Source organism: Exiguobacterium sp. SL-9 (assembly GCF_004336985.1).
Classification (GTDB): Bacteria; Bacillota; Bacilli; order Exiguobacteriales; family Exiguobacteriaceae; genus Exiguobacterium.
Genome location: NZ_SJUO01000048.1, coordinates 1 through 383, shown reverse-complemented (window position 1 = coordinate 383; position 383 = coordinate 1). Strand labels below are relative to the sequence as shown.

The window sequence follows — 383 nt, the reverse complement described above, 5'->3', positions numbered from 1 at the left end:
GGCGATTTTCAGCAGCGTGCAGAATCTGTTTATGCCGGACTGATTTCCGGTGAAATAGCCGTTCGTCCGCTGGAAGAATCCAGGGCCATCAAAGAGCACTATTTTGCTGAGCTTGCCCGCCTGGAGTACGAAAAGGAATCCGGACTGGTGCTGCCGTGGCAGGACATGATCGATAAAGTGGGTGAGGAGTATCACGCCATGCGCACCCGTCTGATTGCGATAGCCCCTGAACACGGTCCCCGCCTGCGGTCGCTGGCACTGACTTCCTCTGATACAGGGTTTGTGGCCGCGCTGCAGGACATTATTCATGAGGCGATGGAGGAATTGAGCCTTGACCACAGTGAACAGGGGGGATAATGCATGGCAACAATTCACCCGTGCAC

1 protein-coding gene is annotated in these 383 nt (G+C 55.4%); it reads left to right on the top strand.

All coding sequences use genetic code 11. The features are described 5' to 3' along the window. The coding region (locus tag EVJ34_RS15775; RefSeq protein WP_201739967.1) for a hypothetical protein at window positions 1-357 on the top strand (357 nt) is incomplete at its 5' end. Window positions 358-383: the final 26 nt, after the last annotated feature.